This is a genomic window from Pseudomonas sp. M2(2023) (assembly GCF_030263955.1).
GTDB lineage: Bacteria > Pseudomonadota > Gammaproteobacteria > Pseudomonadales > Pseudomonadaceae > Aquipseudomonas > Aquipseudomonas asiatica.
Genome location: NZ_CP127114.1, coordinates 2387025 through 2413139, shown reverse-complemented (window position 1 = coordinate 2413139; position 26115 = coordinate 2387025). Strand labels below are relative to the sequence as shown.

Here is a 26115-nt window from a genome sequence, read left to right as displayed (position 1 = left end):
TTTGAACCGTTAGCTGCCCTTGCCAAGGGCGGCTAACGGCCAAAGGCAAATATCGCTGAATCAGCCCTTCAGGCACTGAGCAATACTTCGAGCTCGCCCTTTTGATCGAGGCGTTTCAGATCATCAAAACCTCCCACATGGACACTCCCCACAAAGACCTGCGGCACGGTCCTGCGCCTGGATCGCAGCAGCATCTCGGCCAGATGGTTCGGCGAAGCCTCGATATCGATTTCCACGGCACTGACCCCCTTGTGCGCCAGCAGTCGCTTGGCGCTCACGCAGTAAGGGCAGTGTTGGGTGGTATAGATTGTCACTTGGCTCATGTCGGTTGCCCTCCTAGTGTGCCGACGGCGGGAAGTCGATATCGGTGGTGGCGATGTTGTTCAGGTAGTTGGTCAGGGTCAACAGCGTGACTTGTGCCACCACCTCCACGATCTTGCCATCGCTCAGACCGGCCTCGCGTGCTGCGGCGACCTGATCGTCATTCAATTGGCCGCGGCTTTTGGTGATCTGATGCGCCAGCGCGGCGACCGCGCTGAGCGTGCCACTACGCGCCTGGCTAATGGCCTCATCGCTCAAGCCGGCTTTGGCACCAAAAAAGCTGTGTGCCGCCAGGCAATAGTCGCAACCATTGATTTCCGAGGTGGCAAGCGCAACCACTTCGCGCTCCGCGGCGCTCAGTGAGCTCTTGCCCAGAGCCTGGGCGAGGCCCAGGTATCCATTGAGAGCGGCTGGGGAGTGAGCCAGGGTCTTGAAGGCGTTGGGTATGAAACCAAGGCCTTTCTGAATGCCTTCGAGCGCAGTGCGCGAGCCAGCAGGGGCCTGGTCCAGCGAGAGAGCAGCGATACGAGTCATGGTAGTTTCTCCAGTAGGGTGATTAACCAGCTTGTCGATCAAGCCTGGAGTCAATACTAGGGAAGACGACTATCCTTTCGGCTTCAGATCGTCGAATCTATGCAACCGATCGTCCAAACCTGAGCGCCCCATGGACCGACTATCGACACTGCTCAAGCACTTCAACCTGCATGCGTCTACCTTCCACCACGGTGGTTTTTGTGGAACGACCCGCTTTCATGGGCAGCAAAGTTCCGGTCACGCGCACCTGCTTCGTTCGGGTCGCCTGACCTTCAGTGACAAACGTGGTCAGCTCATGGAGCTGGCGGAGCCAAGCCTGATACTTGCGGTACGTCCGCAGGAGCATCAGTTGCTGGCGATCGAAGCAGACGAAGCGGAGTTGGTGTGCGCCACCTTGCAGTTCGATGGTGGCGCCAACAATCCGCTGACCCAGGCCTTGCCGGACTTCATCATCAAGCCGTTGCGCGAATTGCAGGGCCTCGATGGCACCCTCGAATGGCTGTTCGAAGAAGCCTTCGGCGACGAGTGTGGACGGGATGTCATTCTCAATCGGCTGTTCGAGTTGATGGTGATTCAGCTACTTCGCCATCTGATCGCCAGCCGCAGCATTGCTTCGGGGATGATGGCCGGGCTGGCCAATGCACAGCTGTCCCGTGCGCTCGTGGGTATCCATAACGAGCCACAGCACAATTGGACCGTGGCAGAGTTGGCTGACCGCTCAGGCATGTCGCGCGCGAGCTTTGCTGCGCACTTTCGCGAGACCGTGGGCATCACCCCTGCCGATTACCTGGCGAACTGGCGAATCAGCCTTGCCCAGAAACGGCTGCGCGAAGGCCGCCCCATCGCCCTGATTGCCGATGAGGTCGGCTACGAAAGCCCGTCTGCGTTGGCCCGCACCTTTCGCCGCAAGGTGGGTGCAAGCCCGAGGGAGTGGCTACAGCAGAGCACGCATGATGCCTAGCCGAGTGACAGCTGCAGCCAACCCGGCGATGGGCCAGTAACGCGGGGATCAGTCGTCGTAGCGGTGATTGTTGCGCCAGCCATAATGATGGCCACGGTCGTGGCGGTGACGGCGCCAGCCCCGGTCGTCGTCATCGTCGTCATAATCCCGGTAGCGATGCCCGCTCTCGTCATCGTATTCCCGGCCCATGTGGTTGCCCAAGGCACCACCCACACCGCCACCGGCTGCTGCGCCGATCATGCTGCCAGTGGTGCCGCCCATCTTGCGACCCACCACGTTGCCGCCAGCTGCACCCAGTGCGCCGCCAATGGCCGCCTCGCCACGGCTGTGCTTGTCGGCACCCACCGCACCACCGGCCGCGCCACCCAGGCCGGCGCCGATTGCCGAGCCGGTGCTGCCGCCGATCGACTGACCGACTACCGAGCCCAATACTCCACCCAATGCGCCACCTATACCTGCTCCGGTATTGCCGCCTGCCGACGCAACGCCGCTAAGCAGGCCAAGTGACAACAACAGAATCGAGGAGTACTTCATTTGTGAAAGCCTCAGAGGGATACGGAGGCGATCCTGAGGCTCTGGACAGGGGCTTACAATGGAAATCCGACGAGTGACACGACTTGGAAAAATTCTCCAAGTTATTGTTTTCCCGATGGAAACTTAAGGGTTTTTCAACGGTCACAGGCTGATTGCAAAAAGCCTTTCCAGTGGTGGAGAAGCCTTTTATTTCTACCCGTCACCCGTGCTCCCCCTCCAAACTCACTACCCTTCTGCCCCAGACCTTGCTTGCCCCAAACCGCTGGATCAACAAGGTGACAAGTGCACCAAGCAAAGCCAGGGCCATGTCCTTTTGTGCATCCCAAGGGTCTTGCTGGGTCGCGAGAAAGGCTTGTGCCTGGTCATCACCCAGGTATTGGCCACCTATCCACTCCAGCAGCTCGTACAGCGCCGATGTGGCAAGGACGAAGGAAACGGTACACAACGCCAACCAACCACCTCGCAACCGGGCCTGGCGCTGGAGCAGCTCCCTGATCGGCAGGACGAACAAAAGGCCGTAACTCAGATGCACCAGACGATCGAACTGGTTGCGCTGCCAGCCCATCCAGGCATTCAGAGAGTGGTCGGTAAGCGCACGCAGCCAAGCGTCATAGGGGACTTTGGCATAGGTAAAATGCGCTCCTAGCTCGTGAATCGCCAGCATCACCACGATTGCCAGGTAAGCATGCCGAGAAAAGCGCCAATAACGGCTGGTCGCAGCCAAGGTGAGCAGAAGCGCCAGCGGCAAAACGTTTTCGAGCCACCAATCCGCACGATCAAGCGGCGCAACCCCCGAGGCAAGCATCAGCAACATGGCCGATGTCAGCAAGCCCGCGGCTTGGCGTGGCGTGGCCGAAGGGGCAAAGCTTGTTTGCAATGTTGGATTCCTGTTCATGGTTTTACGCTCGGCTTGAGCACGGTTGAGCCTCGCAGGGCAGCTAAAGTTTCCTCCGGGCGCCGGCTTCACCTGATGCCATGTCACCTCAACGACAGTTCTTCATGATGTTGTTGGGGCCAGTAGCACTGAAAATTACCGATGGATGATTCCACCTGAACTTTACCTCCCTCCTTGGCTTCCCCTGCATAGACCACCCGGCCCCAGGAGATGAACCAATGAGAGCACTGACATACCACGGAACCCAGGACGTCAGGGTCGACAATGTCCCCGACCCACTCATCCAGGACGAGGACGATATAATCCTCCGAGTCACCGCTACCGCCATCTGCGGCTCCGACCTGCACCTCTACCATGGCAAGATTCCACAGACCGAGCCGGGAGATATCTTCGGCCACGAGTTCATGGGTATCGTCGAGGATACCGGCCGCGGGGTGACCAACCTGCAGGTCGGTGACCGCGTGGTGATTCCCTTCGTGATCGCCTGCGGCAGCTGTTTCTTCTGCCAACTCGACCAGTTCGCCGCTTGCGAAACGACCAACACCGGCCGTGGTGCAATCATCAACAAGAAGGGCATCCCGCCAGGGGCCGCGCTATTCGGCTATAGCCATCTGTATGGCGGTGTGCCCGGTGGCCAGGCGGATTTCGTGCGGGTGCCCAAGGCCAACGTCGGCCCGTTCAAGGTGCCTACCGCCCTGCCGGACGACAAGGTGCTGTTCCTCTCGGATATCCTGCCCACAGCCTGGCAGGCCGTCACCAATGCGCAGGTCGGCTCAGGCTCGACAGTTGCGATATATGGCGCCGGGCCGGTAGGCCTGCTGAGCGCAGCCTGCGCGCGCATGCTGGGCGCCCAGACGATCTTCATGGTCGACGACAATGACTACCGCCTGGCGTTCGCCCGCGATGCCTACGGCGTGGTGCCGATCAACTTCGAGCAGGATGACGACCCGGCCGACACCATCATCCGCCTGACCCCCGGCATGCGCGGCGTGGACGCCGTCATCGATGCGGTCGGTTTCGAGGCCAAGGGCAGTACCACCGAAACGGTACTGACCACTCTGAAGATCGAGAGCAGCAGCGGCAAGGCGCTGCGCCAGAGTATCGCCGCGGTGCGCCGGGGCGGCGTGGTCAGCGTGCCTGGGGTCTATGCGGGTTTTATCCACGCCTTCATGTTTGGTGATGCCTTCGACAAGGGCCTGACGTTCAAGATGGGCCAGACCCACGTGCAGAAGTTCCTTCCTGAACTGCTCGAACATATCGAGGCCGGGCGTCTGGAGCCGGAACTCATCGTCACCCACCGTCTGGCCCTGGAAGAAGCGGCTTTGGGTTACAAGTTGTTCGACCAGAAACAGGACGACTGCCGCAAGGTCATCCTCGTGCCGGGCGCTGCTGCCGGTACATTGGGACCTGACCATTAGCAGGGACCCTGTGGGAGCGGCTTTAGCCGCGAACACCGGCGCAGCCGGTGCCATGCACCGCGTTGGATTCTTCGCGGCTAAAGCCGCTCCCACAGGCTATGCGGACCGCTTGCGAATTCAGTTCTTCACACCGACCTGCTCAACGCTTGCGTTGCGTTTCATCACGAGCTGTTTTCTGCGCAGTGGAATCATGGGACGTGCCAGTTGACCCATCAGGACGCTGCGCATCATTGTCCCGTTCCTCTTCACCTCGGGTTCCGCTACGAGGTGTCTCCGATCCTTTCTTCATCTACCCTCCTACCCCTTGCTATGTTCAGGCGACGACGGCCCGGTACCGCGTTTGATTCCACGCGGCCCAAGCACGCCCCAGATGGCCAGGCCGACGATGGGCAACGCCAACAGCAACAGTGCCCACATCGCCTTCGTCACGTCGCTCTTGTCACTGCGGAAAACACTGACGATGGCCCACAGATCGAGCAACACGATGATCGCTGCAACAGCGATCCAGAAATATGTCACAGGCTCGGTCATGATCGCTTCTCCTCTGTTAGTCCGGCCGCAGCGCGAGGCCCGCACCGCCGCCCTCCTACCTAGAGGAAGCCGGCAAACGGAACAAAGTTCAGGAAGCTTTCCCCACCATTGATGGGTGGCACACAAGCAATGAACCAATCCCGCAGGAAACACGTCCACCAAAAAACAACGCACGAGTGACCGGCCATGACGACCGACCCCGTACTCGAGGCCCTTGATTACCTCAAGGCCCACAAGCTGGTACTGACCACCGCAGAATCCTGCACGGCCGGTGCCATGGTTGCGCTGTTGGCAGCAGTGCCGGGGACCGGCGAGGTTCTGGAAAGCGGCTACGTGGTGTACTCGCCAAGCGCCAAGAAACGCCTGCTCGGCGTCAGCCCACAGACTATCGAACGCTACGGCCTGACCAGCGAGGCGGTAGCCTGGGAGATGGCCCTCGGCGCATTGAAAGACAGCGACGCCACCGTCGCCATCGCCAGCACGGGTGTCGCCGGGCCACAGCCGCAGGATGGCATCGCCCCGGGCACTGTGTGCTTTGCCTGGGCCTTTGCCGGCGAGCCTTTGGCGGTATTCACACGCAGCCAGCGCTTTTTTGGCGAGCGCGCGGATGTAATCCGCCAAGGCGCGCTCTACGGCTTGTCGCACCTGGCCCATTACCACCAACGCTGGCTGCGCGGTGAGCGCGCCTGAGGGGCTACGTGAGAGGCTATGTGAGAGGCTGCAAGCATGGACGAAGACGAGTTGGCTTCAAGGCATCACCCCGTCGAGGAAGACATGCGCATGCAGCAGCGGGTCTGGCGATTCGAACGGGTCGGATGGTACGCGCTGGTGCTGGTCGTGATGCTGGGCCTGGCCGGGCTGTTCGGCAACGGTCCGCTCAGTGACGCCCAGGTCATGAGCGACGACGGCCGGGTGCATGTGGAGTATCAGCGCCTCAGCCGCAGCGGCACCACCGATAACCTGCGCATCACGGTTCGCGGCAATGCCGGGGAGCCTGTGATGTTGCTGCTCGGGGGGACCTTGCTACGCGAAGCCAGCATCGAAACGCTGCAGCCAGAGCCGCAAGTATCGCTTTCCCATGGCAGGTCGCTCCTGCTCCAGCTTGGCACCAGCAAAGAGGGTATCGCCACCCTCTACCTGACCCTGCGCAGCGAACATGTCGGCACTCTCGAAGGTATTGTCAGCGCCGGCCCAGGCAGCGCAGTGCGTTTCTCCACCTTTCTCTACCCGTAGGAGCGCGACATGGACTCCATTCTTCGTGCGACCGGCATGTACATCGCGCTGATGCTGCTGTTTCGCGTGGCTGGCAGGCGCTCGCTGGCAGACCTCACCACCTTCGACTTCGTCCTGCTGCTGATCATCGGCGAAGCAACCCAGCAGGCATTGCTCGGCGAGGACTTCTCGTTCACCAACGCCATGCTGGTGATCGCCACGCTGATCGTCCTGGATGTCGGCCTGTCGCTGGCCAAGCTCAACTCCAAGCGCCTGGCCCGTCTGGTCGACGGCCACGCGACACTGGTCGTGGATCACGGGCGCTTTCTCCACCACCGAATGCGGCGGGCGCGGCTGACCGAAGACGACATTCTCGAGTCCGCCCGGGACAGCCAGGGAATCGAAAGCGTCGGGCAGATCAAGTTCGCCATCGTCGAGCGCAACGGCAAGATCTCGATCATTCCGCAGGAGTGACCCTGCCTGGCCGGCGCAACCCGCGCGGATTCCGGTGAGAGCCGCCTTTCGCGACAGCAGTACGCTGATCATCCGCTTTGAACCTTGGCGCGCGGCCCCTACTCCATCGAAGGCAATCGTGATTTTTTCAGCCCCGAAGAGGTGTCGCATGAACGCTATCGATTTGTTGATCCAGGACCATGAGCTGGTGAAGAAGCTGCTGGAGGAACTCTCCTCCACCACTGAGCGCGCGGTGAAAAAGCGCGCCGAGTTGCTCGAACGCATCAAGCAGGAGGTAAGCATCCATACCGCCCTGGAAGAAGAAATCCTGTATCCGGCCATCAAGCAGGCCGGCGGCAAGGAAGAAGCGAAGATGTACTACGAAGCCAAGGAGGAACACCGCACCGTGGACTCCCTGGTGCTGCCGGACCTGCTGCAAACCGAGACCGGCACCGTCGAGTTCGCCGGGCGGGTCAAAGTGATGAAGGAACTGCTGGAACACCATATCGAGGAAGAAGAAAGCGAGCTGTTTCCGACCGCCCGCAAGTTGCTGGGCAAGCAGCAACTGGATGAGCTCGGCCAGGCCATGGAAGCGCAGAAAAAACTGCTCAAGGGCGAACAGCGTGCTGCGTGATGGAAGCCTGGATCGACTTTCTTGAATGGCCTGCCATGGCCCTGACGGTACTTGCCGCCTGGTGCATCGGCTCACGGCGCCCAGGCCGGCGCAAGCTGGGTTTCTGCTGCTTCATTGCCAGCAACGTGCTGTGGGCCGCCTGGGGGTGGCAGGCGCAAGCCTGGGCGCTGATCATCCTGCAGGGTTGCCTGTGCGCCATGAACCTGCGGGGCTGGAAGAAAAACACTGCCGTGGAGCCGGGCTGAACGCCCGGACACATGCCTGAAAGCCCAACGGCGAGGAGCCAGACCATGATCGACCCCAACCAACCCGACCCGTACGTGGACGAAGTACCGCACAACCCGGGCGAGCCTGTGCCTGAACAGGAACAGGAACAGGAACAGGAACAGGAACAGGAACAGGAGAAGGAAGCACCCGACTGGCCCGAAGGCCAGGTGCCGCCAGAGGAGCAGTCCGACGGCTGAGGCTCACCTGGCGAGCGGCATTGCCTGCTTCGCCGGCAATGCCGCTCCACCAGTCACCCAATCCTATGGAAGGAGGCAAGTGTCTCATGAGTGATCGCATCATCGCCTTGTTCACCGATACCACACTGTTCGGAGTTTCCGTTCTCAATTTGTTGCTGGCACTGACGGTAGCGCTGCTGACATTCGTCGTGGCGCGGGCGGCCATCAGTTTCATGCTGCATCGGGTCAGGCGCTGGTCCGAGCATGACGGCGCGCTCAGCCAGGTACTGGCCAAGGTGCTCGCCGGGACCAGCAATTTTCTGCTGTTCCTTGCCTCGCTGCTGGTGGGCCTGAGCATGCTCGACCTGCCCGAGCGCTGGCTGACCCGGGTCGGTAGCCTGTGGTTCGTGGTCGCGGCATTGCAGATCGGGCTGTGGGCCAACCGCGCCATCGGCCTGGGCCTGAGTCGCTACTTCGCCCGGCATCGCACCGACGGCTTGAACCAGGGCAGCGCGCTGGCCACGCTGTCGGCATGGGGTGCGCGGGTACTGTTGTGGTCAGTGGTGCTGCTGGCGATGCTGTCCAACCTGGGCGTGAACATCACCGCCTTCGTCGCCAGCCTGGGGGTAGGCGGTATCGCTGTTGCACTGGCCGTGCAGAACATCCTCGGCGACCTGTTCGCCTCGTTGTCCATCGCCGTCGACAAGCCGTTCGAGGTGGGCGACTTCATCGTCATCGGCCCGCTGGCCGGCACGGTGGAGCACGTGGGGCTGAAGACCACACGCATCCGCAGCCTGGGCGGCGAGCAGATCGTCATGGCCAATGCCAGCATGATCAGCAGCACCATCCAGAACTACAAGCGCCTGCAGGAACGACGGATCGTGTTCGAGTTCGGCCTGTCGTACGACACGCCAACCGAGGCCGTGAAAAAGGCACCCGCCATCGTCGAGGAAGCGATCAAGGCACAACAGCAGGTGCGCTTCGACCGTGCCCACCTGCGCGGCTTCGGCAAGGAGGCGCTGGAATTCGAGTGCGTGTATATCGTCAAGGACCCGGGCTACAACCTGTACATGGACATCCAGCAAGCCATCAATTTCCACCTGCTCGAGCGCTTTTCGAAGGTCGGTGCAAAATTCGCCGTACCGGTACGCGCGATCAAGGTCACGGCCTTGCCAGAGGAATCGAAGCGCGGGCCTCAAAGTATTCACGTGGGGTAACCCGCCCCCGTGCATGTCTGCGCTCCATGCATTCCGTCGATTTCACGGCACGCCCGTGGGTGATGCAGGCCGAACAGAAGGTGACCAACCCGCAACGGAGTATCGCCATGAAGATCATGAAGCCTCATTCGTTACTGCTCGCGCTGTGCCTGGGGCTCAGCGCACCTGTGGTGCTGGCAGCCACCGACCTGAACGATCAGCGTGCTCCTGGCACGCAGCCGCATGACAGCGGGCACATGAACAACCAAGGCGGAGCGACCGGCTCCGGCACGCCTGCGGATGCCATGGGGACAGGTTCCGGCGGAACCGATGGCAATGACACTGACAATACCGGTGGCGATGGCACCACCGACCGATCCGGTAGTGACCGCAGTGGATCGGAACGCGGCACCGGGACGGGTAGCGGGACCGGAGGCTCTGGTGGTTCGGGCTCCAGCGGTGGTTCCGGTAGTTGAAGGTTCGCTCGAACTGCCCTATGGCCGGCGACGCGTGCCCAGCTCGATCCAGACGGGCGCATGGTCGCTGGCCTTGGGTTCGTTACGCACCCAGGCATCGACACCAGCCCGCTTCAGGTAAGGCGCGAGCTCGGGGTTGAGCAGCAGGTGGTCGATACGCAACCCGGCGTTGCGTGCCCAGTGGTTGCGGAAATAATCCCAGAAGGTGTAAATGCGCTCGTCCGGATACAGATGGCGAATGGCGTCGAGCCAGCCTTGCTGGAGCAGTTTCTGGTAGCACGCGCGTGATTCGGGCTGCAGCAGCGCGTCCTTCATCCAGGAGCGCGTGTTGTAGATATCCATGTCGGTAGGCACCACATTGAAATCACCCGCCAGCACCGCGGGATGGCCACTGTCATGCAGCCCTTTCACATGGGCGATCAGGCTTTCGAACCAGCGGAGCTTGTAATCGAATTTCGGCCCCGGTTGCGGGTTGCCGTTCGGCAGATACAGGCAAGCCACCAGCACTCCCTGTACCGCTGCCTCGAGGTAGCGGCTCTGGTTGTCGTCCTCCATGCCAGGCAGGCCACGACGTACTTCCAGCGGTTCGCTGCCCCGTGCCAGAATGGCCACGCCATTCCACGAAGGCTGCCCTTGGTAGAGGCAACCATAACCCGCCGTTTCTAGCGCCTGGCGAGGAAACTGCTGATCCGCCGCCTTGAGTTCCTGCAGGCAGGCGATGTCGGGCTTTTCCCGCTCCAGCCAAGCCAGCAGTGCCGGCAGCCGGCTACGAATGCCGTTGATGTTGAACGTGGCAATCTTCAGCGCTTTCATGCGTCGGGGTCGCTGACATGGGCCTGCACGGCATCTTCCAGGGCGCGCACATGGGCGTCATCGGCCAATGCTTTGAGTGCCAGCCAGTCGTCCCAGTCGATGGCACCATCGTCACGCAGCGCCTCGGCCGTGCGTAGCAGTTCATGGTGGTAGGCATCCGGCGACTCACGGCGGTAACTGATGTCGTCGTATTGGGCGTACCAGGCTTCGAGCTCGGGGATGCTGCGTTCAATGCTCATGATGGAGCCCTCACGGTGTCCTTTGCATTAAGAACCTCAACCATGCAGCGACGTTCAAATCCAACGCTGATCGCTACGTTCAATGATCAAGCGGATCGATATCCTGGATCACTGAGCATCGTTTTTCATTGAATCACCGCGCCGTCACCATTAGCTCCACAAGCAACATCTGGAGCGGGTACATGGCCTCCCCCATTTTCAACTCAATGAGACAAGGCGCTGATGTAGCGGACCTTGGCGATAGCGTTTCCATCGTTTCGTGCGCAGCCATCGACGCCCTGGGGCTTGCACCATGAACTGCGGCCCATTCTGGGTGATCGTTTTCTTCGTGCTCATCAACAACGGCTGCTCGCTGCTGGGCTTCGGTGAAGGCTCGGTGGGAGGTGTGGCGCGGAGTATCGAGTCGCGAACGGAAATCACCATCGCCACCACGCTGCAACGAGCGCAAAAAACCAATGCAGGCGGCCTGCCGCCTGACGATGGGCAGCTGCTACCGGCGATATTTCTATTGGTTCGCGCCTGACCCGTCAGCGGATGGGGCTGGTTCGCAATCTTGGTAGAAGTGAAAGTCCTGAAATTTCTCGACTGCCTGTTCCGGCCCTTTCGCGGGCACGCCCGCTCCCACAGAACTGCACATAACTCATTGAATTAACCGGGACTCTGTGGGAGCGGCTTTAGCCGCGAACACCGGCGCAGCCGGTGCCATGTACCGCGTTGGATTCTTCGCGGCTAAAGCCGCTCCCACAGGGTACGCGCACTGTTTGCGGATTCAGTTCCCTACGCGACAGCGCAGCCCAAAGGACTGGGCGATCTCCCACAGAACTGCGCGGGACCTTGTGGGAGCGGGCGCGCCCGCGAAGAGGCCAGATCAGGCGACACATCACTTCAGGCCTTTACCAACCGCCAGCCGAACCGCCCAGAGGCTGCGCATGAAACGAGCTCGCCGCGAACCAGGTTTCCCGGTTCGCGGCGCAACCGAAGCGTTACTCAGGCAATCAGGTAGGAATGCCAGCCAGCCGCCAGACAGGCGCCGGAGCCGGTTCGGCCTGGCTGCGTTTGCGTGCCCACTGGGTCAGGGCAGCCATCATGGCAAAGCCCAGCAGGATCAGTACCGGATAAGCCAGCAGCAATTCGGTCAGCGAGTATTTCCAGGCCAGTGGGCGACCAACACCCAGCATCGCCGCATACAGCCAGGACACACCCGACAGTGCGCCGGAGAACAGTGCGAACATCCGCACGCCAAAATTAAGGTCGAGCAAGTTGCCCGCTTTGAGCAGGGCAGGCAATACATAACGATGCAACAGCATGCCATTGAAGGTCAGCAACATGACAATAATGACCTTCGCTTGAAGTTTCGGATTGGCAAAATAGTTCATACCTTTATCAAGGTAGTCAATTCCAATCACTGCGGCGCCCGTGAGCCACAAGAATATCAGGGCATTGGCCACGGACTTCTGCAAGCTCGTCATATGCTTACTGTCATGCCCGGCTTCTTTATGACCTTTCAACAAGTTCCTGACCATCTCGGCGTCACTGGCGAATACCATGCCGATGGCAATGCAGCAGGCCAATAAATGAACGTAAATAACAGACAACCGCACCAGCTCCATGGATTCTTTCTGCCCGAACAGGCTAATAATTGTATTAATCTCCACGACGTTTTCTCCACGTAATGCGTTAGCGCTAGATGACCTTGCAATAGGCGTGCGAACGATTTAATCGCAGTGGCAAAGCCAAATTCGAATCGTTAAATGAAAAAGCAGATAATTATTCAATACACACGGTGGCTCACCCGAAGAGCCTCGGTTGGGCATGGCGTTGCTCCACTATTCAGGAAAAAAAAGCCCCATGAGCATCCCTGCGATGCTAATGAGGTTGAACGTCCATAAGTTCTGGGGGAAAGGCGCGAGGTGCAATCACATTGAAGGCACCTGCTGGCAAATAGGAGTCAGCGTCACCCAAATCGTTCATTTCTCGAGCAAAACGACCGACAGGCGGTACACTAAATCAAGTTAGTTAGTTTGCTAAGTTGTTGTAATTTGACCGAGCGGAAAGTTTTATCGACAACTGGATCCAAACTTCGCAAATGACTTTGAATGCTCTATTCCGCTGTTTCGCAGATCTCGTTTTCCAGGTGACCGTGCCTAAAGTGCCATCAGTCAGGCCCGGCAAGCTACATTCCGATCATAACGGGCGGTCGGCAACCCGTCTGTCATCTTCAGCCTGCCAGCGGGCTCAATTTGCCCTGGGTGAACCCCCAAGTGATGTTCCAGGCCTGGTTTGCCGGGAAGCAGATCCATGCGCGCAGACCTGCAAGCCTCATCGACGCGGTCTATCAGATCATCCATTCCATCGATTTGACCGCGTCAAATTGACTCATGTAGCTTGCCGCCCTCTTCGCCGCTGGCTCAAAGGTGCGCGTTACACCTTTGCACCAGTTGCGTAGCCTACCCCCGTACTGATCAAGCCCCACCACGGCGTGCGCGCCAGTCGCGTCGCCGTCACCGTGTTCGAGTTTCCGAAATGTCCGTCAATAGCCCCACCCGTATCACCGAGCTCGTCATCGAGAGCGGCGTCAAGAAAGCCCACCTATCCACCCATGCGACACTGGTCCTGGGGTTCCTCGCAGGTGCATTCATTTCGCTAGGGTTTCTCCTGGCTATCCACGTCAGCACCATGATCCCGGTACAGTGGGCCTCGTTCGGCACGCTGCTGGGCGCCGCGGTATTTCCCATCGGCCTGATCCTGGTGATCCTGGCCGGTGGCGAACTGCTCACCGGCAACATGATGAGCTTGCCGTTGGCGATGTTCGCCCGGCGTATCGGCCCAGGCGCCGTGGCGCGCAACTGGCTGCTGGTGACCGTCGCCAATCTGTTCGGTGCACTGTTCGTTGCCGGGTGCTTCGGTCACCTGCTGGGCCTGACCGAGGGGGCCTACCTGAACAAGGTGTTGGCGGCTGCGACCAGCAAGACCAACGCCGACTTCCTCCACGCCTTCGTGTCCGGAATCGGCTGCAACTGGCTGGTGTGCCTGGCAGTGTGGCTGTCGTATGCCAGCCGTGAAATGAGCGGCAAGATTCTCGGCATCTGGTTCCCGATCATGGCGTTCGTCGCCATCGGTTTCCAGCATGTGGTAGCCAACATGTTCCTGATTCCGGCAGCGATCTTTGCCGGCTACCTGAGCTGGGGGCAGTTGGTGGAGAACCTGATGGCCGTGTTCCTGGGGAATGCGGTGGGTGGGGCGATCTTCGTGGGGTTGGCGTACTACGTGTCCTACGGTGTGCCTTCGCAGGAAGCGTGCGAGGTGCAGTGAGGCATTGCGGTCAGGCACGCTTGTGCAGGTGATGTGCCCTGCACAAGCCTGCTTGACCGTTCGTCACTATCCTTGGGCCACGCTGGGCGACACGATGTTCGGCCGGATGCTGACGGCGGTCATGTCATCGCCGACTCACTGGGGACCGGACGGCGATCAAGGCATCCGCCATCAACCTTGGGCCAGCGACTTGCGCTCCAACCACTCCACCATCAACTCCCCCCATGCAATATCCGCTTGCAGGGCCGCCTTGGCCTTTGCCGAATCGCGCTTGCGCAAGGCTTCGAGTACTTCGAAGTGCTTGTGCTTGGCGCTGGCCAGTTCCGCTTTGGGCACTTCGGCATGGAAGGTGCTGAGCAGCGGCCCCATCATCACCCACATGTTCTCCAGGGTCTTGAAGATCACCGGCATGCGTGCGGCGGCAATCAGACCGAAGTGGAACTCGCGGTTGAGCAGCGAAGCCTGTTTGTAGTCGGTGCTGACAGCCGCCTGGAAGGCCGTTTGCACCTCTTCCAGATGCTTCAGCTCGGCGGCGGAAATTCGCTCGGCCGCCATGCCCGCCGCCTCGCCCTCCAGCAGATGGCGGATCAGCTGGATTTCCCGTAGTTGGCTGACGGTCAGCTCCGGCACATAGATGGAGGTAGCGGCCTTCATGTCCAGTGCATGATCACTGACAAGGCGGAAGATCGCCTCACGCACCGGCGTGATCGACACACCAAACTCCTCGGCCAAGGCACTGATGCGCAGGCGGTCACCCGGTTGATACTGGCCGTCCATCAATGCCGTGCGGATGATGCTGTAGACCCGCTCGCTCAGGTTGCCTTTATCCAGTGGCTTGTGAACTGTCACGCTTGTTCTCTCTTGTCTGATGAATAGCACAGGGCCAACCGCCGGAGGAAACACTGGGCGACATGGCGAAGACGCATGATACATCATCGCCCATGCCGTGCCATCTCGTGCGAACGGTTCAGATCCGCGTGTCGCGTCGACCCACCCCTTGCAGCAGCACCGCCACCACGATGATCGCGCCCTTGATGATCTGTTGCGGGTACGCCGGGACGCTGAGCAGGTTCATGATGTTGCCGATCAAACCAAGCACCAGCACCCCGACCACGGTGTAGAACAAACTACCCTTGCCGCCGGACAACAGCGCACCACCGATCACGCAGGCGGCAATGGCATCCAGTTCCAGGGCCATGCCGGCACTGGGCGTGGCGACCCCGGAACGCGAGGCGATGACCACCCCGGCAAGGGCGCTGAGCCCGCCGCAAATCGCATAGGCCGCCAGCTTGTAGCGCTCCACTGCAATCCCCGCCAGGCGCACGGCAGTCTCATTGCTGCCGCTGGCGATGATCAACCGGCCAAAAGCGTTGTAGCGCAGGATCAGGGCGAACATGCCAATCACCAGCACCGCCAGCCACACCGGCCAAGGCACCCCGAACACTCCATCGGCCTGGCGACCGAAGTCTCGCAACAGGCTGGCAGCCGATTGGCTGTCGGCCAGCCGCTGTGGCTGGCCGTTGGAGAGGATGAACGCCAGCCCTCGGGCAATGGTCATCATCGCCAGGGTGGAAATGAACGGGGCCATGCGAAAGTAGGCCACGAAGCTGCCGGTGACCAGGCCCATCAACACCCCTGCCCCCACCGCGATGGCCACCGCCAGCAACAACCCGAGGCTGTCCTCCAGCGGCAGCAGATTCAGGCTCATCGCCACGACCACCCCGCCCACCGCTGCCACCGAGGCAACCGACAAGTCGATACCGGCGGTGAGGATGACGATCAGCATGCCAGTGCTGACCAGTATCAGCGGCGTCAGTTGCCGCAGCAGGTTACCGAGGTTCTGCCAGGTGAAAAAGTCCGCCGAAAGGCTGCTGGCCACGGCCACCAGCACCAGCAGCATCACCAGTGCGTTGTGTTGCAGAAAAAGCCGGCGCACAACGCGCCCCAGCGGCTGCCTGGACTCGCCCGACAGCGAGGGGGCGGCCAGTTTGCTCAAGTTGTTATCCATGGTGTTCGACTCCCATCGCCAGACAAATCATTGCGTGTTCTTCGATTGCATCACCGCCAAGCTCGCCGGCGATGGCACCATCGCGCATCACCAGCACCCGGTCGCACATGCCGATCAGCTCGGTCATTTCCGAGGACACCAGGATGATCGCCACCCCGGCCTCGGCCAGTTCGTTGATGACCCGGTAGATCTCGGTCTTGGCGCCGATATCTACACCACGGGTCGGCTCGTCGAGGATCAGCACCCGGCAGCCGGCGTCGATCCACTTCATCAGCGCCACCTTCTGCTGATTACCCCCGGACAGATCGCCCACCGCCTGCTCGATCGAGCCGGTCTTCAGACGCAACTGCTGACGTAGCGCCTCGACCCCGGCGCGCTCGCGGGCACCATCGATCCAGCCAAAGCGACTGGAGTAGGGCGAGCCGGGCCGTAAAGCTGCGTTGACGCGGATCGACATCTCCAGCAGCACGCCTTGCTGCTTGCGGTCTTCGGGCAGCAGCCCGATGCCATTGCCGATCGCTTCGCGCGGGCTGCGGTTGCGCAGTTGGCGGCCATCCAGGTGAACAGTGCCGGCGCTGCTGCGCTCGGCGCCGAACAGCGCGCGCATGGTTTCGGTGCGCCCCGAGCCGACCAGTCCGCTGAAGCCCAGCACCTCACCGGCGTGTACCTGAAAACTCACATTGCGTACCAGTGGCCCGGCGCTCAGCCCCTCGACCCGCAGGCGGGCCTCGCCGATGCTTGCCTGGCGTGGCGGGAACAGGTCGCTCAGCTCACGGCCGATCATCATCTGCACCAGCCCGCGCTCGTCGATGGCTGACAGCGGCAGGGTGCCGACGGTACGGCCATCCTTGAGCACCGTGGCGCGGTCACAGATGCGGAAGATCTCGTCCATGCGATGCGAGACGTAGATGATGCACACGCCCTTGCGCCGCAATTCCCCCAGGATGCGAAACAACTGCTCGGCCTCGTGGGTGGTGAGCACCGCGGTCGGTTCGTCGAACACCAGCACCGAGGCGTTGCGCGACAGGGCCTTGGCGATTTCCACCGCCTGTTGATGGGCCACCGGCAACTCGCCCACTGCCCGGCGTTCGTCGATGTTGGCAAACCCCAGCTCATCGAGTATGCACCGCGCCTTGTCACGCAGCATCGGCCACTGCACCCGCCACCTGTTCGCGCCCAGGTCGTCGATGCAGATGTTTTCAGCCACCGACAGGTGCGGCGCCAGGGCAAACTCCTGGTAGATCACCGATACGCCAAGGCGAAGCGCATCGGCCGGCTTGCCGATACTCGCCGGCTGCTCGTGCAACAGCACCTCGCCAGCATCGCGCACGTAGGCGCCGGCGAGGATCTTCATCAGGGTCGATTTGCCCGCGCCGTTCTCACCCATCAGCGCATGCACTTCACCCACGTTGGCACTGAAGCTCGCACCACTGAGCGCACTGATGCCGCCGAACGCCTTGTGAATGTCGCGCAACTCGACGGCGGTCTTGTGTATTGCATTCATCGGTCTTACCTCTGCAAGCGGCGCGTTGCCAGGCAGGCGCCGCAACCTTCGGATCAGCGCATGGCTGCCTTGAGCTGGTCGATTGAGCGGAATGCGGGTAGCCGCTCGACCGTGGCCGGGCCCTGTTCGAGCTGGATGAAGTGGTCGACGTTGCCAGGGGTTATCAGCTCCACCGGGAAGTACGACGCCAACGGCAGGTTGTTGGCCTGCAGCCGGCCGTCAAGTATCTGGTGGATCAGCTCGATGGCCGCCACCCCGGTCTGCGAACCACTGTTACTGGCGCTAACCAGCAGCTTGCCCTGCTTGATCAGATCCAGCGCAACCTTGAAGCTGCCAGCTGCCGCAGCGACCCGTACCTGCCCGGCCTTGCCGGCATTGTCCACAGCGTTGATGGCGCCGATGGCGATGAAGTCGTTCTCCGCCAGGATCAGGTTCAGGCGCTCGCCATGGGCACTGAGGATGTCCTCGGTGGCGGCCAGGCCGCCCTCCTCGGTCCATTCGCCACGGCCCCAGGCCAGCACGTTGAAGCCCCCTTCAGGCCAGCTGAAACTGCCCTTGGCTTTGACCTGCTGGAACAGCTCGAACCCCTTAAGCAGCGCATCCTCCTTCGACAGGCCGAGCTGGCGCTGCTCGGCACGGGCCTGGACGATCCCCGAGATCATGCCGTTGAGGCGGCTCTCGGAGGTCGAGTTGCCCATTACACCGATGACCATGGCAGCGTTGATTTCGCTGCCCGGGTCAGTGTGCTCGACCACATAGCGCCCGGCCTCGACACCGCTGCCGTAGGGGTTTCCGGTGCTGGTGGTGATCACCGGCGCTCGCGCGTCGGGTGCAGTGCCGACGGTGATTACCGGGATCCCGGCCGCCACCGCTCGCTCGACATCGGCAACGGAACCGAGGATGTCGGTGGGGTCGATGACGATCACATCCACCCCAAGGGTGATGAAGTTGTCGACCTGGGCGCTCTGGCGGGCCACATCGCCGTCGGCCACCTGCACCTGCATGTCATAGCCGTAACGCTCGGCCAGGCTGCGCGCGTCGTCGATCATCGAGACGAACCAGGGGTTACCCAGGGTGATGTCGGTCCAGCCAATGCGTAACCGTTCCCCCTTCTGCTTCAAGGGCAAGCCCTTGTCGATGTCGGTACGATCGGCCATTTGCGGGTCCACCAGGCCGGACAACGCCGTGTTAGGTATCAGCTGGTACAGTGGGTGGCGCGCCTCGGCGGCGGTCGGCCCGGCGAGCAGCGTGGCAAGGCCGAAGGTGGCCAGGGTACGGGCAACTGTGCTTTTCATATTGTTGTTCTCCAGGGTTGCCAGGCAAAAGGTCACAACTCGATCCAGGTGGACTTGAGCTCCGAATACTTGTCCAGGGCATGCAACGAGCGGTCGCGACCGTTGCCGGACTGCTTGAAGCCACCGAACGGCATGCTGATGTCGCCCCCATCGAAGCAGTTGACCCACACGCTGCCGGCACGCAGGCCCCGGGCCATTTGGTGGGCCCGCGAGAGGTCGCGGGTCCACAGGCTGGCGGCCAGGCCATACGGGGTATCGTTGGCGATGCGCAGGGCATCGAGGTGGTCACGGGCGGTGATGACCGAAAGTACCGGGCCGAAGATCTCCTCTCGGGCGATGGTCATGTCGTTGCTGACGTTGTCGAAAATGGTCGGCGGGATGTAAAAGCCCTCGGCGCCCAGGCCGTGCTTGACCCGTTCACCACCGAGGATCAGCTGTGCGCCCTCCTGCACGCCTTTGTCGATATAACCCAATACCCGTTGCAACTGGCTGGCATCGACGATGGCGCCAAGCTGGGTGGTTGGGTCCAGTGGATCTCCGACGGCGATGGTGCGTGCCACCTTGAGCACCTCGGCAACGAACTCGGCGCGGATGCCAGCTTCGACAATCAGCCGCGAGGGCGCCACGCAGACTTCGCCCTGGTTGAAGAACATCGAGCGCGCCGCAGTGGTCGCGGCCTTCTCCAGGTCACGGCAGTCATCGAGAATGATGTTCGGGGTCTTCCCGCCGCACTCCAGCCACACCCGCTTCATGTTCGACTGCCCCGCGTACTGCAGGAACAGCTTGCCGACCTCGCCGGAGCCGGTGAACACCAGGGTATCAACGTCCATGTGCAGGCCCAACGCCTTGCCCGCGGTGGGGCCAAAGCCCGGCAACACGTTGAACACACCCGCCGGGATACCGGCTTCGGCGGCCAACTGGGCAATGCGCAGGGCAGTCAGCGGTGATTGCTCGGCGGGCTTGAGGACCACCGAGTTGCCCATGGCCAGGGCGGGTGCGACCTTCCACATGGCCATCAGCATCGGGAAGTTCCAGGGGGTGACCGCCGCCACCACGCCGATCGCTTCGCGGGTCACCAAGCCCACGGCCGAGGGCCCCGACGGCGCGACTTCGTCATACAGCTTGTCGCAGCTTTCGGCGTACCACTGCAGGCAATCGAGCACCGCGTGCACATCGAACCCGGCGCTCTCGCTGATGGGCTTACCCATGTCGAGGGTTTCCAGTAACGCCAACTCTTCCATGTGCTGCTCGAACAAGGCAGCGAAGCGCAGCATGACGCGCTTGCGCTCCTTCGGTGTGCGCTGCGACCACACACCACTGTCGAAGGCACGCCGCGCGGCCTTCACGGCCATCTCCACATCCTCGGCCTGGCACGAGGCAACCTGGTTGAGCACGCGCCCGTCGCGCGGCGAAATGTTGGCGAAGGTCTCGCCACTCAAGGCATCGACAAAGCGGCCGTCGATGAAGGCCTGGCCGAGCAGCTGGAGTTCGCTGGCACGCTGCTGCACGGTGGTAAGGTCAATGAAACTGGCAAGGCTCATGGGATTCTCCATTGGATACATGATGCATCATAAAAACAGCGAGACGTCGGCCTGACGCCGGCACTGCACTAGAAGCTGATTTCGGTCTTCAGGCCCCAGACCACCACACTGCGGTCATGCTCGAAGCCGCCGGGGTTGCGTACGTACTGCAGGTTGGGGCGCAGGGTCAGTGCCGGTGTCAGCCGCAACCCGTAATAGAGTTCGACCGGGTACTCGACATCGGCCCGCCGGGGCACGCCGCTGGCCTGCTGCACACGCCGCGCCGAACGCGGGTTGACCTCCAGGCGGCCCAACGCCAGCCCGATCTCGTCCTGCGGGCGCTGGGCCAGGGGCCCACGGATGAACGCGCCCAGGTGCCAGAGCCGCTCGACACTGGAAACGTCCCGGTCGGACTGGATGAAGTTGGTGAAAAGCGTCAGGCCACGCGCAGCATTATCCGGGTTGCGGTAGACCTGCTGTTCGGCCATGGCGTAGTAGCCGCTTGCCTGGTCGTGTTGCGCGGGTGCCGCGCCGGTCAAGCCGATGGGTTGCCCATCGATGTCCTGGTACAGGTCATCAAAGTCGCCAGTATTGCGCCACACGCCAACCCGGTAGCTGCCAGGCAGGCCACCAAGCACCGGCTTCCAGGCCAGTTCGCCAACCGCCAGGTAACCGGTGGTGCCCGAGGGGCTGCCGAAGTTCAACCCTTGGCTGTTCTCGGTAAAGTGTGGGTTGACCTGGTACACGGAGGTGTTCAGCCACCAGTCATCGGCCAACTGCGCCGCCAGGCTCGCGCCCCATTGGCTGACCGGCCAGGTGAACCAGTTGGGGGTGATGTAGCCAGGCACCGTTCCACAGAAGGTCAGGTTCTGGAACGTGCAGGAAAACGGAAATACATCGCCACTCATGGGCAGCCGGCCGATCTTGAACAGCAAACGCTCATCGAGCAGTGCCTGCTGGTAATAGAACTGCACCAGCCGGGTAACACTGCCATAGCCGTAAATTTCCTGGGCGGCCAACAGGGTGCCGGTGTCGGCTTCGCGGGTCAGGCTTTCACCGTTGCGGTTGGTGAAAGTGATGCGAAACGCGGCCCCCTGCCAGCCCAACAGGCGCTGCAGGTCGAAGCGGGCATCGGCCATCAGCTGGTCGCTGTAGGTGCCCTTGTGCTGCGCCCCTCCCTGGGTGTTGTAGGCCAGTTCATTGACATAGGTGAACTGCAGGTCTACCCCCTTCTCATGCAGACGGGTGCGCTGCCCCTGCCAGTCACCGAACAGGAAATTGCCGGGTGAGTAGTTGTCGGCCTGGGCCTGCTGCAAGGCGCATACGCCCAGCAACCCGACCCCGATCAAGGTGGATCTTGTCATTGCGATCTGTTCCCGAAACTGTTTTCTTGTGGTTTTTGTTCAGCTTTGCGAGCGTGCAACGAGGGCGCCTGGCGTCACTGACCTGGCCGCGCGCAAGGCGGCCAGGGCTGGGTGACGCCAACTACAGGCATTGGCGGACGATTTCGGCCACCTCCTGCTGGTCACGAATGGGTTTGGGGTGGCAGGCCAGGTCCTGGTTGAAGCTGGTCCACACCACCTGAGCGAACTCATCGACCTGCTCGGGCTTGAGGCCATAGCTGCCGAACGTGTCCCGTACGCCCAGGCGGGTGAAGTGGGCGCTGACGATGTCAGGCAGGCGCGCGGCGCGCTCGCTTAGCGGCAAGGTATGAGTGCCCGGGTCGAGGATCTCGGCCACCCGGGCAAACTTGTCCTCGGCCACCGGTAGGGTCCAGCGGATCACCTGCGGCGTACTGGCTGCCACCGTGCCGCCATGGGGCGCATCGGTCATGGCGCCCAATGGCTGGCCCAGCGCATGGGATACGGTGACCCCGGCGCCGGCAATGGCCATGCCGCCGAGGGTCGACGCAAAGGCCATGCGCGCCCTCGCCTCCAGGTCGTCCCCATGCTCCACGCAGCGCAGGGCATTGGCGGCAAAGAGGCGGATCGACTCCAGCGCGACCATTTCCACCCAGGGTGTGGCATGGATGCTGATGAATGCTTCCAGTGCGTGGCAGAAAGTATCCACGGCAGTCAGCGCCGTCAGCCGTGGCGGCTTGGAAACCAGGATTTGCGGGTCGATCAACGCCACATCCGGGTAGATGTGCGGGTTGACAATGGCACACTTGAGGCCCAGCTCAGGATTGTTGATCACCGCGAATGGTGTCGCCTCGGTCCCGGTCCCAGAGGTGGTCGGCACCACCAGCAGCGGCAGACCACGGGACTGCGGCCTCGTCACCGGCTCACCGAGACGCTCGGTGTAGTCCCAACAGCGGCCGCCATGTACAGCGACGAACGCCACGGCCTTGGCCGAGTCGATGGCGCTGCCGCCGCCGATCGCCACCACAGCCTGGCAGCCGCTGTCACGCACCAGCGCCACTGCGCGGTCAATGGTGGTATGGCGCGGGTTGGGCACGATGTCGTAGAACTCGAGGACAGTGATGCCACGCTCGGCGAAACTGCCGAGCACCTGGGCGACCAGCTCGCTGCCTTCAAGGAACGGGTCGACCATCAACAGCACCTTGTTGCCGAACGGCGCGACCTTTTCACCCATGCGGCGGATTGCACCGGCCTCGAAGTCCAGTTTGACCGGCAGGCTTGCCTGAAATGCTTTCATCTACTTACCTCTGTTCGTGGCGAATGACCGATGGCAAACGCGGGCTGGCCGAACTTGCCAGAACCGATCCGCCTTTCTTGTAGAACTCCCCCAGGTCGCTGGCGGCAAGCAGCGCTGCGCGCATCTCCCACTCAGTGACGTCGAAGGGCTCGACGCGGCTGGTCTGCTGCGGCGAGGCCGCCACCTGCACCACCCGTTGCAGCTCCTGCTCGCTGAGGTCCGCCAGGCCCAGGTCGGCGAAACACACCGGCAGGCCAACCGCCAGGCACAGTCGCAGCAGGCCATCCAGTTCACCGGCCGGCGCACCCTCGAGCACCAGCATCACCAGGGTGCCAAAGGCAACGTATTCGCCGTGGTAGGCCGTGGCCCGTGGACCCAGCTCACTGAAGCCGCAATACACGGCATGAGCGGTGGCCACCCCGTTGCTCTCGAAACCGATGCCGCTCATCAGTGCGTTGGCCTCGATCACCCGGTTCAGCGCCTTGGTCACCTGCTGCTGCGCACAGGCCCGCACGGCTTGCACCGCATCGGCTTGCAAAACCTGGTGGCACAGTTGGGCGATGGCCATCGATGTGAGGGTCGGCTTGCCGCCGCCCGCGCTCGATTGCAGGCCACCGCCGGCCAGGCCAAGGAAGTTGTCGTGGTCGCCCTGCACGCAGGTGCGTGCCTCGTAGTAGGTCGCCAGAGCATCGCCGATGCCAGCCACCAACAGGCGCACCGGCGCTTGGGCGATGATCCAGGTGTCCACCACCACCACGTCCGGGCTGCGCTCGTGGAACAGTACATCGTCGAAGGCACCGTCCGGGTGGTAGAGCACCGACAAGGCGCTGGTGGGGGCATCGTTGGAGACCACCGTGGGCACGATACACAGCGGCAGCCGGCCCTGCTGGGCAACCGCCTTGGCAGCGTCGAGCACCTTGCCACCACCCACCCCGACCACCCCGTCACAGCCCAGTCGCTCGCGCAACGCACACAGCCGCTGCACCTCGGCTCGGGTGACTTCGCCTTCGAATACGGCGTAACGCAGGGCATGTTCAGGTTTGTCGAAGCTGATGGCCAGGGTCTGCTGCAGGCTATCCAGACGGCCCTGGCTGGTGATGATCAGGAAGCGCTGGCCAAACCAGGCGATATGCCGGTAAAGGCGTTCAAGTTCCTTGTAGCCCTGAATGTAGCGACCGGGCGCGGCGAATATCTGGGTCATTCGCACCTCCCGTCACGCAGGGCCGGCAATGCATGAAGCATTCCGTGCATGAGGTCATCCTCGCCTTTCGTAGAAGGCCTTGTTGTTTTTGATATCAGGACGTTCAGCGGCCGCAGCCGACTGGAGGTATGATATATCATGTTTGATTTTTAAATCGCAAGATCAAGTCTTTTGACTTTCATGCAAAAGACTTTTGCGGCCAGGATGGGGATTGACTAATGATATATGATGCATTTATGAATCTAATAACGAACGCGGCGCTGGCCCGCGCTCTGCCTTTTCACGCCAGCTTTCAAGGAAACAGCCATGCCTGTCACCGGCACTACCCGGGTGGTGGTACATCTCACCTACCCAGCCAAGCACCTGCGAACACCGTCCTTGTTCAACCCGCTTCTTGAACGCCTGGGGCATGACGGGGTGCTGGTCCCCTGGGAGGTTTCGCCCGACAACCTGGCCTCGGCCTGGGCTGGCCTGCGTGGTATCGAAAACCTCGCCGGGGTGATCGTGACCGTGCCGCACAAGATCGAAGTGGCCCACCTGTGCGACGAGCTGCTGGGCATCGCCGAAGTGCTCAAGGTGTGCAACGTCGCGCGTCGTCTGCCCGATGGCCGCTTCGTCGGGCGCATGTTCGATGGCGAAGGCTTCGTACGTGGCCTGAAGAACCAGGGCCATGACCTGGGCGGCCGGCGTGTGCTGCTGCTCGGCGCCGGTGGTGCCGCCACCGGTATCGCCCATGCCCTGCTCAGTGAGCCGATCACCCGGCTGGTGGTCGCCAACCGTTCGCTGGCCAAGGCTGAAGCACTCGCCGCGCAGTTGCGCACGCTGATGCCTGGTCGAGATATCGCTGCGGGTGCGGCCGATGCACGCGGCTTCGATGTGGTGATCAACGCCACCGCACTGGGCCTGAAGGCGGACGATCCGCTGCCGCTGGCGGCCGATACCCTGCAGCCAGGCACGCTGGTGGGCGAGGTGGTGATGAATCCTGATGTCACCCCGTTGCTCGAAGCGGCCCAGGCCCGTGGCTGCCCCATCCACAAGGGCGTGCACATGCTCACCGGGCAGCTCGAGCTGCTGGCCGATTACCTGTTTGGCGCAGCGCCCGGTCGCTGACGCGCCCTGTGCCTTTGTCGGCCTGTTCGCGGGGCGCCTGGGTCAGGCCCCCCCCATGTACACATCCCGAAAGGAGCTACACCCATGAGCAAGATTGCAATCATCACCGGCGGCGGCTCGGGCATCGGCCTGGCAACCGCGCAGCGCCTGCTTGCCGATGGCTATCAGGTGCACACCCTGGGCCTGGGCGAACCTGAAGCACGGGTCGAAGGCATCCACTATCAGGTGCTGGACGTGACCAGCGATGCCGAGGTCAATGGCTTCTTCAGCCGCTTCGAGCGCGTCGATGCCCTGGTCAATGCCGCCGGCGTGATCGACCACAACCGGGAATGGCAAATCGACGGTTTCAACCGCGTGCTCGACGTCAACCTGACCGCCGTCCTGCGCATCAGCAATGCCGCCTTGCCGGGCCTGAAAGTGGCGCGCGGCGCGGTGATCAACTTCGCTTCGATGTGGGGCATCTTCGGCTCGGCCAAGACCCCCGCCTACGCCTCGAGCAAGGCCGCGATCAGCGAGCTGACCCGTTGCCAGGCGGTGGCCTGGGCCGCCGACGGTGTGCGCGCCAATGCCGTGGCCCCGGGCTGGATCCTCACCCAGCTGTCGCGCCGAGCCTATGAAGACCCCACCCGCTCGGCCGGCATTCTGTCACGCATCCCGATGAACGCCTGGGGCCAACCCGAGGACGTGGCCAATGCCATCGCCTTCCTGGCGTCTGACAGCGCCCGCTATATCACCGGCACCACGCTGGCCGTCGATGGCGGCTACTCCATCGCCTGATATCCCATTCGACAGACAGATGGCTACCACTGCCCCCGAACAAGCTTGACGGCCATCACGCATGATATAT

30 protein-coding genes are annotated in these 26115 nt (G+C 62.0%); 14 read left to right on the top strand and 16 right to left on the bottom strand.

Annotation, left to right across the window (positions count from 1 at the left end; genetic code table 11):
- Positions 1-68: 68 nt before the first annotated feature.
- Complete coding sequence (gene grxC / locus QN085_RS11150) at positions 69-323, bottom strand: glutaredoxin 3 (RefSeq protein ID WP_024086844.1); 255 nt, start codon at positions 321-323, stop codon at positions 69-71.
- 13 nt (positions 324-336) lie between these two features.
- Positions 337-855 carry a carboxymuconolactone decarboxylase family protein gene (locus QN085_RS11145; protein WP_023660544.1) on the bottom strand — a complete coding sequence of 173 codons (519 nt, stop codon included), beginning with the start codon at positions 853-855 and terminating at the stop codon, positions 337-339.
- A 130-nt stretch (positions 856-985) separates the two neighbouring features.
- Here QN085_RS11145 and QN085_RS11140 point away from each other — a divergent pair, with 130 nt between their 5' ends.
- The gene (locus QN085_RS11140) at positions 986-1816 is read left to right on the top strand and encodes an AraC family transcriptional regulator (RefSeq protein WP_013972211.1); all 831 of its coding nucleotides are present in this window, start codon (positions 986-988) and stop codon (positions 1814-1816) included.
- 48 nt (positions 1817-1864) lie between these two features.
- Here QN085_RS11140 and QN085_RS11135 read toward each other — a convergent pair whose 3' ends face one another.
- Together QN085_RS11135 and QN085_RS11130 are read right to left on the bottom strand one after the other, a co-directional pair.
- A complete protein-coding gene (locus tag QN085_RS11135; RefSeq protein ID WP_013972210.1) occupies positions 1865-2350 on the bottom strand; it encodes a glycine zipper domain-containing protein in 486 nt (161 codons plus the stop codon).
- 199 nt (positions 2351-2549) lie between these two features.
- Positions 2550-3245 carry a DUF2238 domain-containing protein gene (locus tag QN085_RS11130; protein ID WP_023661909.1) on the bottom strand — a complete coding sequence of 232 codons (696 nt, stop codon included), beginning with the start codon at positions 3243-3245 and terminating at the stop codon, positions 2550-2552.
- A gap of 218 nt (positions 3246-3463) precedes the next feature.
- On the opposite strand from QN085_RS11130, the gene QN085_RS11125 reads away from it, so the two are divergent.
- Entirely contained in the window at positions 3464-4663 is a 1200-nt protein-coding gene (locus QN085_RS11125) for a zinc-dependent alcohol dehydrogenase (RefSeq protein ID WP_013972208.1), read from the top strand.
- Between the two features lie 297 nt (positions 4664-4960).
- On the opposite strand, the gene QN085_RS11120 is transcribed toward QN085_RS11125, so the two are convergent.
- Positions 4961-5194 carry a PLDc N-terminal domain-containing protein gene (locus QN085_RS11120; protein ID WP_004376302.1) on the bottom strand — a complete coding sequence of 78 codons (234 nt, stop codon included), beginning with the start codon at positions 5192-5194 and terminating at the stop codon, positions 4961-4963.
- Positions 5195-5380: 186 nt separating this feature from the next.
- Between QN085_RS11120 and QN085_RS11115 the strand changes: the two genes are divergently transcribed.
- The 8 genes from QN085_RS11115 to QN085_RS11080 all read left to right on the top strand — a co-directional run bounded on the left by QN085_RS11115 (position 5381) and on the right by QN085_RS11080 (position 9608).
- A complete protein-coding gene (locus QN085_RS11115) occupies positions 5381-5884 on the top strand; it encodes a CinA family protein (protein WP_013972207.1) in 504 nt (167 codons plus the stop codon).
- Positions 5885-5920: 36 nt separating this feature from the next.
- On the top strand, positions 5921-6427 hold the full coding sequence (locus QN085_RS11110; RefSeq protein ID WP_023661907.1) for a hypothetical protein: 507 nt from the start codon (positions 5921-5923) through the stop codon (positions 6425-6427).
- Positions 6428-6436: 9 nt separating this feature from the next.
- Positions 6437-6880 carry a DUF421 domain-containing protein gene (locus QN085_RS11105; protein ID WP_004376294.1) on the top strand — a complete coding sequence of 148 codons (444 nt, stop codon included), beginning with the start codon at positions 6437-6439 and terminating at the stop codon, positions 6878-6880.
- 148 nt (positions 6881-7028) lie between these two features.
- The gene (locus tag QN085_RS11100) at positions 7029-7493 is read left to right on the top strand and encodes a PA2171 family ribosome-binding persister protein (RefSeq protein WP_004376291.1); all 465 of its coding nucleotides are present in this window, start codon (positions 7029-7031) and stop codon (positions 7491-7493) included.
- Positions 7493-7738 carry a hypothetical protein gene (locus tag QN085_RS11095; protein ID WP_023661906.1) on the top strand — a complete coding sequence of 82 codons (246 nt, stop codon included), beginning with the start codon at positions 7493-7495 and terminating at the stop codon, positions 7736-7738. The genes QN085_RS11100 and QN085_RS11095 overlap by 1 nt, the downstream gene beginning before the upstream one ends.
- A gap of 45 nt (positions 7739-7783) precedes the next feature.
- Positions 7784-7957: a hypothetical protein gene (locus QN085_RS11090; protein WP_023661905.1), complete on the top strand. Its 174-nt coding sequence runs from the start codon at positions 7784-7786 to the stop codon at positions 7955-7957.
- An 86-nt stretch (positions 7958-8043) separates the two neighbouring features.
- Positions 8044-9153, top strand: a complete 1110-nt coding sequence (locus QN085_RS11085) for a mechanosensitive ion channel family protein (RefSeq protein ID WP_023661904.1) — start codon at positions 8044-8046, stop codon at positions 9151-9153.
- A gap of 26 nt (positions 9154-9179) precedes the next feature.
- Positions 9180-9608, top strand: a complete 429-nt coding sequence (locus tag QN085_RS11080; protein ID WP_013972202.1) for a hypothetical protein — start codon at positions 9180-9182, stop codon at positions 9606-9608.
- Between the two features lie 18 nt (positions 9609-9626).
- On the opposite strand, the gene xth is transcribed toward QN085_RS11080, so the two are convergent.
- Both xth and QN085_RS11070 read right to left on the bottom strand, forming a co-directional pair.
- Complete coding sequence (xth, locus tag QN085_RS11075; RefSeq protein ID WP_013972201.1) at positions 9627-10421, bottom strand: exodeoxyribonuclease III; 795 nt, start codon at positions 10419-10421, stop codon at positions 9627-9629.
- The gene (locus QN085_RS11070) at positions 10418-10660 is read right to left on the bottom strand and encodes a hypothetical protein (RefSeq protein WP_003257678.1); all 243 of its coding nucleotides are present in this window, start codon (positions 10658-10660) and stop codon (positions 10418-10420) included. Before QN085_RS11070 ends, xth begins: the two co-directional genes overlap by 4 nt.
- Positions 10661-10952: 292 nt before the next feature.
- Here QN085_RS11070 and QN085_RS11065 point away from each other — a divergent pair, with 292 nt between their 5' ends.
- Positions 10953-11183, top strand: a complete 231-nt coding sequence (locus QN085_RS11065) for a hypothetical protein (RefSeq protein ID WP_003257675.1) — start codon at positions 10953-10955, stop codon at positions 11181-11183.
- A gap of 472 nt (positions 11184-11655) precedes the next feature.
- On the opposite strand, the gene QN085_RS11060 is transcribed toward QN085_RS11065, so the two are convergent.
- The gene (locus tag QN085_RS11060; protein ID WP_031324729.1) at positions 11656-12270 is read right to left on the bottom strand and encodes a hypothetical protein; all 615 of its coding nucleotides are present in this window, start codon (positions 12268-12270) and stop codon (positions 11656-11658) included.
- Between the two features lie 913 nt (positions 12271-13183).
- Here QN085_RS11060 and QN085_RS11055 point away from each other — a divergent pair.
- A complete protein-coding gene (locus QN085_RS11055; RefSeq protein WP_013972199.1) occupies positions 13184-13972 on the top strand; it encodes a formate/nitrite transporter family protein in 789 nt (262 codons plus the stop codon).
- 171 nt (positions 13973-14143) lie between these two features.
- Here QN085_RS11055 and QN085_RS11050 read toward each other — a convergent pair whose 3' ends face one another.
- The 8 genes from QN085_RS11050 to QN085_RS11015 all read right to left on the bottom strand — a co-directional run bounded on the left by QN085_RS11050 (position 14144) and on the right by QN085_RS11015 (position 24158).
- Positions 14144-14821, bottom strand: a complete 678-nt coding sequence (locus QN085_RS11050; protein ID WP_013972198.1) for a GntR family transcriptional regulator — start codon at positions 14819-14821, stop codon at positions 14144-14146.
- Between the two features lie 118 nt (positions 14822-14939).
- A complete protein-coding gene (locus QN085_RS11045) occupies positions 14940-15980 on the bottom strand; it encodes an ABC transporter permease (RefSeq protein WP_023661901.1) in 1041 nt (346 codons plus the stop codon).
- Positions 15973-17484, bottom strand: coding sequence for a sugar ABC transporter ATP-binding protein (locus QN085_RS11040; protein ID WP_023661900.1), 1512 nt, complete (start codon positions 17482-17484; stop codon positions 15973-15975). Before QN085_RS11040 ends, QN085_RS11045 begins: the two co-directional genes overlap by 8 nt.
- Positions 17485-17537: 53 nt before the next feature.
- Complete coding sequence (locus QN085_RS11035) at positions 17538-18779, bottom strand: sugar ABC transporter substrate-binding protein (protein WP_038410395.1); 1242 nt, start codon at positions 18777-18779, stop codon at positions 17538-17540.
- Between the two features lie 32 nt (positions 18780-18811).
- Positions 18812-20320, bottom strand: a complete 1509-nt coding sequence (locus QN085_RS11030; protein ID WP_128637201.1) for an aldehyde dehydrogenase — start codon at positions 20318-20320, stop codon at positions 18812-18814.
- 68 nt (positions 20321-20388) lie between these two features.
- Entirely contained in the window at positions 20389-21663 is a 1275-nt protein-coding gene (locus tag QN085_RS11025) for a carbohydrate porin (protein WP_041506073.1), read from the bottom strand.
- Positions 21664-21784: 121 nt separating this feature from the next.
- Positions 21785-22957: an iron-containing alcohol dehydrogenase gene (locus QN085_RS11020; RefSeq protein WP_013972192.1), complete on the bottom strand. Its 1173-nt coding sequence runs from the start codon at positions 22955-22957 to the stop codon at positions 21785-21787.
- 4 nt (positions 22958-22961) lie between these two features.
- Positions 22962-24158 carry a glycerol dehydrogenase gene (locus QN085_RS11015; RefSeq protein ID WP_003257662.1) on the bottom strand — a complete coding sequence of 399 codons (1197 nt, stop codon included), beginning with the start codon at positions 24156-24158 and terminating at the stop codon, positions 22962-22964.
- A 306-nt stretch (positions 24159-24464) separates the two neighbouring features.
- Here QN085_RS11015 and QN085_RS11010 point away from each other — a divergent pair, with 306 nt between their 5' ends.
- The gene (locus QN085_RS11010; RefSeq protein WP_013972191.1) at positions 24465-25268 is read left to right on the top strand and encodes a shikimate dehydrogenase family protein; all 804 of its coding nucleotides are present in this window, start codon (positions 24465-24467) and stop codon (positions 25266-25268) included.
- 84 nt (positions 25269-25352) lie between these two features.
- Complete coding sequence (locus QN085_RS11005; RefSeq protein ID WP_013972190.1) at positions 25353-26045, top strand: SDR family NAD(P)-dependent oxidoreductase; 693 nt, start codon at positions 25353-25355, stop codon at positions 26043-26045.
- Positions 26046-26115: the final 70 nt, after the last annotated feature.